Raw genomic sequence first — 7,828 nt, 5'->3', positions numbered from 1 at the left:
GGCTGATTGAGCCAAGAGACTCATTCTCCGATGCGTTGCCCCTGCGCCTTGGGCTACACAGAGCATGCGACTGGTAGGACGCCCAAGCGCTTCCCTCTCTCTTGGGGAGAGGGGCCGGGGTGAAGCAGGAAGTGAGTGTCTGAATCGGGTTGGAAAGAGCCATCGAGCAGACACCAAACTTAACCGAAATGGTCTGGGATCCGCTTCTAAACTGGCAGATGAGCCACCCCAGGAGGATATATGCCCACTCCATCCCCGCCCGGCATTACCCCCAAGCAAATGAATCTGCTGCGAGCTGTCACCGCGATGGCCTGGTCTGATGGCGCGCTGGAGGTTGCGGAAGTGGAGCTCATCGCCCAGCAACTCTCGCGGCATTTTGCTTCGCATCCCGGCCAGCAGGCCAGCTTAGCGCAGGAGATCCGCCAGTATTTGGTGCAGCAAGTCCCGTTGGCAGAGGTGCTGTCCAAAGTCAACGATGAGGCCGAGAAGCGTCTCATCCTCAAGTTGGGCTACCTGGTGATTGCGGCCAGCGCCCGCAGCCCGGAAGAACCCGTGGTGAATCTGGAAGAGCTGGACGCCTTTCGGCAGTTGGTGGATAGGCTGCAGTTGCCCCCAGAAGTGGTACGACAGGTCTCTCAAGAAGCAGAGGCCGAACTCGGGGATCCCAGCATTGCGCCAATTGAAGCCCTGGTGCAGGGGTTTACCCGCCACTGCCGCTAGAGACCTGGGTGGGCGGCTGGTGGTTGCGAATGGCCCGCCTGACCAAATTGAGAAAAGCAAAGGCTCGTTGATCGGTGGGATCCAAGCGCATCACCGCTTGAAAGGCTGCTTCCGCCTGCTGCAGAACGGATAGCTCGATTTGGCCATCCTCATCTGCTTCCAGTTGGGCCTTTTGCAACAGGAGGGCCCCTCGATTGTAATGGGCTGCCACATGGTTGGGATCTGCCGCCAAAACGGCTTCCAGCTCTGCCAAGGCCGGATCCAGGTAGCCGCTCATACCCAGCACCCAGGCCAGCTTGTACCGAGCTTCGGTGTGGGTTGGGTCGGCAGCAACTGCTTGCCGAAACGCCCGCATGGCCGACTGGAAATCTCCCGCTTGTACCGCCGCGATGCCCTCTTGGTAGCTGTCGTGAGCCATAAGCCGGTTGGGGGTTGACTTGGAATCTGGCGCGAGGAAGGGATCCCTTATTTGCAGCTTAGCCCTTCTCAGCTACGTTCCTCCAGATGCCGAGAAGGGAGCCGTGCCCTCGCCGCTGCAGCGTTTTTTTCCCCTCGGTGATGCCATCTGCAGTAGGAGAAACTGCCGCGGCAGGAGATTGGAGATTGCGCAAAGCCTGAGCCGCTCCACCTGGGCCCGTTCCTAGGATGAACATAACCCTTGATCCGGTGTTGAACAATGAACGCCAAACTGCTTTTCCTACCCTTGGCTCTGGGGTTGTCTGTAGCTCCGGCCACCGCTGTTTTTCCGCAAACCTTGGGCATTTACCCCCCCTTGCAAAGGCTGCAACTGGCCGACACTGCTCAGTTGGAGATTGGCACCCGCTCCATCATCGTCAACCCCGTTCCTTCTGACTTGCAGGTCAATTTGGAGCTGGATCGGCGCGGGTCGAACCCCATCTACCGGCCTGGAGAACCGATTGCCATTACCCTGAGCACCAACCGCGATGCCTACGTCTATCTGTTCAGCATCCAAGCCGATGGCCGCACCCATCTGATTTTGCCCAACCGCTTTTCCGGCGGGAACGAGTTTCTGCGGGCCGGAGAAGTGCGTACCTTTCCACCGCCGGGGGCCAGCTACCGGTTGACCATCGCTCCACCTTTCGGCCAAGCCCAGGTGTTGGCCGTAGCCTCTCCCCGTCCGCTGAACTTCCAGGAGATCGCCTCTTTTGAGCAGAGTGGCTCCTTTGCCGATGTGCGGGTGCGGGGATCCCAATTGGGCAGTGCCATCGCCCGCGCCATTGTCGTCGAAGGGATCCCTTCCGACCAGTGGGTGACGACCACACGATTTTATCGAGTGGCCCCCCGCTAGCCCAAGACAGGATCCATCCGCCAGGACCGAGGTTGTCCAAAAAGCAGCTTCATCTGTCACAATGAAGGCAGGCAAACGTAGCCTCGGCTACGTTTCTCTCTTGCGGTCTTGGGTCAGCCGTTCTATGCTTCCTTCCTCCACGCCCCTGAGCGAGCAGATGCGCAGCCTTGACGACCATCTCTCCCGCCGGCCCTTGGAGCTGGATCCGGCGGGTTACTTTGTCATCTACCTGGATCGGGAGCAGAACCTGATTTGCGCCAAGTACTACCGCACTGTAATTAACGAGCGGGGGCTGGCCACCGATCCGGAAACAGGAGCAGTGATCCCGGCCAGGGGCTCCGTCAATCGCTCCCCTGAACGGGTGTATGTTGGACGCACGGCCAAAGAACTGTGTGTGCAGATCTTCGAAAAAGAGCAGGAGAGGGTTGTCTCTCAGCTCAGCCATGCGGCCTACCTGGGACGGGAGTTTCAGAAGGCCGAAGCTGCCCTGCTCTCCGGCGCGGAGTACATCCAAGACTAAGCCGCCTCTCCCAGGGCCGGAGCGTACGTTTGAGGGGCTACATCATACCCATGCCCCCGGAGCCAGCCGTCGGGGCTGCCGGTTTGGGCTCAGGTTTTTCCACCACAATCGCTTCGGTCGTGAGATACATTCCGGCTATGGAAGCCGCGTTTTGCAACGCCGAGCGCACCACCTTGGCCGGATCCACGATCCCCTGAGCAAACATGTCCACATAGGTTCCGGTCAGGGCATCGAAGCCAAAAGGCATCTCCTTCTCCAGAACTTTTTCCACCACCACCGACCCTTCCAGACCGGCATTGTGGGCAATCTGATAGAGCGGAGCCTGCAAAGCCCGGTAGACAATCTCTGCCCCCACCTGCTCTTCCGACTTCAAGGTTGCCTTGAAAGCCGGGATCCCTTTGGCCAGATGCAAAAGCGTCGCCCCACCGCCGGGAACGATCCCTTCTTCCACCGCCGCTCGAGTGGCATTCAGGGCATCCTCAATGCGCAGCTTGCGGTCTTTGAGCTCTGTTTCGGTGGCAGCCCCCACTTTGATCACCGCCACCCCACCGGCCAACTTGGCAATCCGCTCCTGCAGCTTCTCGCGGTCGTACTCGGAATCGGTGGTTTCCAGTTGCTTGCGAATTTGGGCCACCCGCTTCTCCACCGCCGCTTTGGTGCTGCCATCGGTGACGATTGTCGTTTTATCTTTGGTGACGGTGATCTTGCGGGCCAGCCCCATCATGTTCAGGGTGACGTTCTCCAACTTGATGCCCAGATCCTCGGAGATGAGCTGCCCGCCGGTGAGAATGGCAATGTCTTCCAGCATGGCCTTGCGCCGATCCCCAAAAGCCGGAGCCTTGACCGCCACCGCGTTGAGCACCCCCCGCAGCTTGTTGACCACCAGAGTGGCCAGCGCTTCTCCCTCCACATCTTCTGCGATGACCAAAAGAGGCCGACCTTCACGGGCCACCCGCTCCAGGATGGGCAGCAAATCTTGCAGGCTGGAGATCTTGTTGCTGGTGATGAGCAGATAGGCATTTTCGTATTCGGCCACCATCCGCTCGGTGTCGGTAACAAAATAGGGGGAAATGTAGCCGCGGTCGAACTGCATCCCTTCTACAACTTCCAATTCCGTCTCCAAGGACTTGGATTCCTCGACGGTGATCACCCCCTCTCGCCCCACGGCATCCATGGCCTTGGCAATCATCTCCCCCACCTCGCTGTCATTGCCGGCAGAGATGGTGGCTACTTCCGCAATGGTTTTGCGGCCTTCCACAGGCTTGGCATGGGCGGCAATTTGCTCCACTAAGTAGGCGGTGGTCTTTTCAATGCCGCGCCGCAAGGCCACAGGGTTGGCACCCGCTGAAATGTTTTTCAGCCCTTCCCGCACCATGCTCTGGGCCAAGATGGTGGCAGTGGTGGTACCATCCCCGGCCACATCGTTGGTCTTGGAGGCCACTTCCCGCATCAACTGGGCACCGGTGTTCTCCAAGGGATCCGCCAACTCGATTTCTTTGGCAATCGTGACCCCATCGTTGACGATCTGGGGGGCACCAAACTTCTTCTCCAAGACCACGTTGCGCCCTTTGGGGCCAACCGTAACCTTGATCGCATCCGCCAGTTGATTGATGCCCTGCTCCAGCGCCTTGCGGGCCTCTTCTCTAAACAGAATCCGTTTTGCCATAAAATCCGCGATCCTCGTAATTTCGACTGGGCTACCTGTGCCGAGTGCTGCCGGGCGGAGTGGAAGAATCCATCGGCTCAGCCAACAGAAAGTTAGCACTCTAAACTCCTGAGTGCCAATCTAGCCCAAAACTGGGAGACTCAGCAAGGTGGGACAGATCCGGGGTCAGGTTGTGGCCGAGAGGCTTAGGAGTTGCCGCCGATCAGGATGTCGGGAAACTGGGCCTGGGCTTCGCTGATGGGGCGGTTGCGTCCGCCGTTTTGCCAGTAGTTGATGAGTTCGGTGGCTTGGTTGAGCAGAGTGATGCGATCTTCCTCGCTGATCCAAGTTTTGCTCTCCAGCTCAGCTTTAAGCTGCTCCCAAGCGTCATCCCGAGGCCAGAAAAAGTAGTGGGTGAGGGGGCTGCGGTTTTTGGCCACCACCTGATCCACAGCAATAGCCAAGTCGTTTTCTAGCCACAGGGCTTTTAGGGCGAACTTCGGCAAGGCTCTCTTCTCCTTTGCAGGACTCGACAGGTCACACGCTGGCCCGGCCTGAGCCGGGCAGCCTTCTATTCTGACATAAGTCCGCCTCCCTCAGGGGATAGGCCCGCTCAGCCCTGTTTAGGTCTTGGGGCAAAAGCGCTTAGATCGCAGAGGGCTGTTTTCCCTTTCAGCACCAAATCTCTCAGGACGGCGGCGCTAATCGGGGCCAGCAACACTCCATTGCGGTAGTGGCCAGTGGCAACAAAAAGATTGACATAGCCGGGAGCCGGCCCCAGGATGGGGGCGCGCTGCCCCACCGGTCGAGGGCGGTGGCCGGCCCAGTGCTCCAACAAAGTCGCTTCGGCCAAAGCCGGGCAGAGCCGGATGGCGCGGGCCAGCAGATCTTGCAGCGCCAGCAGCGTCGGCTGGGGATGGGGGGCCTGAAACTCCACGGTTGCCCCCACCCACAGGGATCCATCGCCCAGGGGGACCAGATGCAGATCCTCGTCGCTGACCACCGGCCCCAGGGGGATCCTAGGCGCTTTGACCCGCAGGGCCTGGCCCTTGACGGCCTGCAACGGCATCTGCAACCCCAGCTCTTTGGCCAGAGGAGAGCTGCCCAGCCCTGCCGCCAGAATGACGTGCCCCGCCGAGAAGGTGAGGGCGGGCGTATCAATTGCCTGCAGGCGAAAGGGGGGATCCGGGCTGCGCTGGATCTTCTGAACCGGCTGATGGAAGAAAAAGCGGGATCCCTTGCGCTGGGCTGCTTCCAAGAGGGCCTGAGTGAGGAGCTTGGGTTGGACTTGGCGATCCTGGGGCGAGTAGAGGGCCCCCGCCAGGTCGCTGCGCAAACCCGGCTGCAGGGATCCCACTTCGCCGGGGCTAAGCAGCTCCAGGCGGTAACCTGCTTGCCGCCGAGCCGCCAGGGTTGCTTGCCAAGCGTCCACTTCCTCCTCCCGAAGGAGCTTGAGGATGCCGTGCCGATTGACGGGCAAATTCCGACCCAAGTCCGCTTCCAGCCGGGCAATCAAGGGATCAAACTGCTCCAGGCTTTTCAGGCGCAACTGCACCACCTCCCCATCCGGCTGGCGGCTGCAGATCCCCATCAACACCCCCAGTGACGCGCCCGTGGCGCCTGAGGCCGGATCCTTGGCGTCGATCCCAACCACTGATAGCCCTGCGGAAGACAGCTCGTAGGCGATGGCACAGCCCACCACGCCACAGCCAATCACCAAAACGTCACAGTTCAAGGTTCCTCCTCAAAGAGATCCCTTTTGCCGTGATACCCCATTCTCCGGGCGGGATCCCTTCTGGAGAGCGGCCAGCTTTGCCGCCCTTGTCCTCTGCGGCAAAAAGTAGGGGAAACGGCTAAGATGTCGACATCCCCGACTGCCTTCGCCCATGGATACTGAACTGCTGCTGCCCGACCTCGCTGATCTGGTCACTGAGGACGATACCCCGGTGGATAACTTTGCCTCTGAAAAGCAGCAGCGTCTCCTGACGGGGGCACTCTACAGCTCTCTGCCCCACAAAACCTTCCTGGCAGCAGCCAATGTGGGCATCTACACCACCCCTAACCGACCTCCCATCGTGCCGGATGTTTTTCTCAGCCTGGATGTCACGGTGCCGGAACAATGGTGGGAGAAGCAGAACCGGTGCTATCTGCTCTGGCAATTTGACAAGCCGCCGGATGTGGTGATTGAGATTGTCTCCAACCGCGAAGGCGACGAGCTAGGGGGCAAACTCAGTCGCTACGAGCAGATGCGGGTCAGCTACTACGCGGTTTTTGATCCCAACCACGAGCTGGGGCCAGAGGAGCTGCGCATTTTCGAGCTGCGAGGCCGCCACTATGCGGAAATGACCGAGACCTGGCTGGAACAGGTGGAGCTGGGCCTGAGGCTGTGGGACGGAGTTTTCGAGGGGAAACAAGCCCGCTGGCTGCGCTGGTGCGACGCCCAAGGGCAGTTGCTGTTGACGGGAGATGAGCGGGCCGAGCGGGAGCGCCAGCGGGCCGAGCTGGAGCGCCAACGAGCCGAACAGGAGCGCCAACGGGCTGAGCGTCTGGCGGAAAGGTTGCGGGCTTTGGGCGAGGATCCTGATCTGGAGAGGTGACATACTCCTGGCCCTCACCGCATCCCACCCTAAGTGAAGGTCTCAGGAAAACCTATCTCCAAAGTCGCTGGGGATCCCCCGCTTTCCCCTACACTCAAAGAGGGAGCTACCCCCAAGTTGGGAAATCGTCCAGATGGGCTATCGCCGCCAGGATTGGTTGGCCTACTGGCTGCTCAAGTGGCTAGTGGTCAATCCACTGTTTCGGGGACTGTATTTTGGCCGCACCTATGGCCAGGAAAACGTGCCTCGCCAGGGATCCCTGATCATTGTCAGCAACCATGCCAGCCACTTGGATCCGCCGCTGGTGGCCAATGCAGTGCGCCGCCCTGTAGCCTTCATGGCCAAGGAAGAGCTGTTTCGGGTGCCAGCGCTGAAGCAGGTGATCCGGCTCTACGGGGCCTACCCGGTCAAGAGAGGCGGCTCTGACCGCGCTGCCTTGCGAGCCACGGAAGCAGCCCTGGCGCGGGGATGGGCGGTGGGGATCTTTCTCAACGGCACCCGCACCCCCGATGGCCGCATTCCCCAGCCTCACCTGGGGGCTGCCTTGGTGGCAGCGCGCACCCAGACACCTCTGCTCCCCGTGGCCCTCTGGGGTACCGAGAAGGTGCTGCCCAAGGGATCCCGCTGGCCGCGGCTGTTCTGCCCCATCACGGTGCGCATCGGCAAGGTGATCCCCCCCCCTGCTTCCAGCGATAAGGCTGATTTGCAACAGGCGACGGCAGAGTACGTGCAGGCTATCCACGCTCTTTTGGATCAGGGGCGCTGAGGGTATCTTGGGCTACCAGATACTCGGCCACCGGGATCCCGCCCAGGATATGCTCTTGCAGCACCCGCTCTATCACCGGGGGCGTGGCCGAGTGGTACCAAAACCCACCGGGATACACCAGCAACACCGGGCCGGGAACGCCATAGTCACACCCGCGCAGGCAGTTGGCCTTGGTGCGGTGTACTCTCAGGGAGCTGCCGCCTTGGATTTCCAGGTTCAATTCCCTGATCCGCGATCTCAAATAGTCCCAGGCTTCCAATCCGACGGCTTT

The 7,828-nt window shown here is 60.4% G+C and carries 10 protein-coding genes; 5 read left to right on the top strand and 5 right to left on the bottom strand.

The genetic code is table 11. The features are described 5' to 3' along the window. Positions 1-240 precede the first annotated feature (240 nt). Positions 241-720 (top strand): TerB family tellurite resistance protein, encoded by a 480-nt coding sequence (locus NW857_RS07525; protein ID WP_414336722.1) that lies wholly within the window; start codon positions 241-243, stop codon positions 718-720. On the opposite strand, the gene NW857_RS07520 is transcribed toward NW857_RS07525, so the two are convergent. Further along, complete coding sequence (locus NW857_RS07520) at positions 701-1,138, bottom strand: tetratricopeptide repeat protein (protein WP_414334259.1); 438 nt, start codon at positions 1,136-1,138, stop codon at positions 701-703. The two genes, NW857_RS07525 and NW857_RS07520, sit on opposite strands and share 20 nt — an antisense overlap. 258 nt (positions 1,139-1,396) lie before the next feature. Here NW857_RS07520 and NW857_RS07515 point away from each other — a divergent pair, with 258 nt between their 5' ends. Both NW857_RS07515 and NW857_RS07510 read left to right on the top strand, forming a co-directional pair. Beyond that, the gene (locus NW857_RS07515; RefSeq protein ID WP_414334257.1) at positions 1,397-2,029 is read left to right on the top strand and encodes a DUF4384 domain-containing protein; all 633 of its coding nucleotides are present in this window, start codon (positions 1,397-1,399) and stop codon (positions 2,027-2,029) included. Positions 2,030-2,153: 124 nt separating this feature from the next. After that, positions 2,154-2,549, top strand: a complete 396-nt coding sequence (locus tag NW857_RS07510; protein ID WP_414334255.1) for a DUF4346 domain-containing protein — start codon at positions 2,154-2,156, stop codon at positions 2,547-2,549. A gap of 37 nt (positions 2,550-2,586) precedes the next feature. Here the strand turns inward: NW857_RS07510 and groL are convergent, their stop codons facing one another. The 3 genes from groL to NW857_RS07495 form a co-directional block, all read right to left on the bottom strand. Then, positions 2,587-4,215, bottom strand: a complete 1,629-nt coding sequence (groL, locus tag NW857_RS07505; RefSeq protein ID WP_414336717.1) for a chaperonin GroEL — start codon at positions 4,213-4,215, stop codon at positions 2,587-2,589. A gap of 185 nt (positions 4,216-4,400) precedes the next feature. Next, complete coding sequence (locus NW857_RS07500; RefSeq protein WP_414334283.1) at positions 4,401-4,730, bottom strand: 30S ribosomal protein PSRP-3; 330 nt, start codon at positions 4,728-4,730, stop codon at positions 4,401-4,403. 77 nt (positions 4,731-4,807) lie between these two features. Continuing rightward, positions 4,808-5,929 (bottom strand): NAD(P)/FAD-dependent oxidoreductase, encoded by a 1,122-nt coding sequence (locus NW857_RS07495; RefSeq protein WP_414349180.1) that lies wholly within the window; start codon positions 5,927-5,929, stop codon positions 4,808-4,810. 151 nt (positions 5,930-6,080) lie between these two features. Here NW857_RS07495 and NW857_RS07490 point away from each other — a divergent pair, with 151 nt between their 5' ends. Together NW857_RS07490 and NW857_RS07485 are read left to right on the top strand one after the other, a co-directional pair. Further along, the gene (locus NW857_RS07490; RefSeq protein ID WP_414368516.1) at positions 6,081-6,791 is read left to right on the top strand and encodes a Uma2 family endonuclease; all 711 of its coding nucleotides are present in this window, start codon (positions 6,081-6,083) and stop codon (positions 6,789-6,791) included. A 133-nt stretch (positions 6,792-6,924) separates the two neighbouring features. Further along, positions 6,925-7,557: a lysophospholipid acyltransferase family protein gene (locus NW857_RS07485; RefSeq protein WP_414334248.1), complete on the top strand. Its 633-nt coding sequence runs from the start codon at positions 6,925-6,927 to the stop codon at positions 7,555-7,557. Here the strand turns inward: NW857_RS07485 and NW857_RS07480 are convergent. Beyond that, positions 7,526-7,828: (2Fe-2S) ferredoxin domain-containing protein (locus NW857_RS07480; protein ID WP_414368515.1), on the bottom strand; the 303-nt coding region annotated here is incomplete at its 5' end. The genes NW857_RS07485 and NW857_RS07480 overlap by 32 nt on opposite strands.

Source organism: Synechococcus sp. H55.9, from assembly GCF_047462355.1.
Taxonomy (GTDB): Bacteria; Cyanobacteriota; Cyanobacteriia; order Thermostichales; family Thermostichaceae; genus Thermostichus.
Note: the sequence above shows the minus strand (reverse complement) of the source record. Positions and strands in the feature narration are given on the sequence as shown.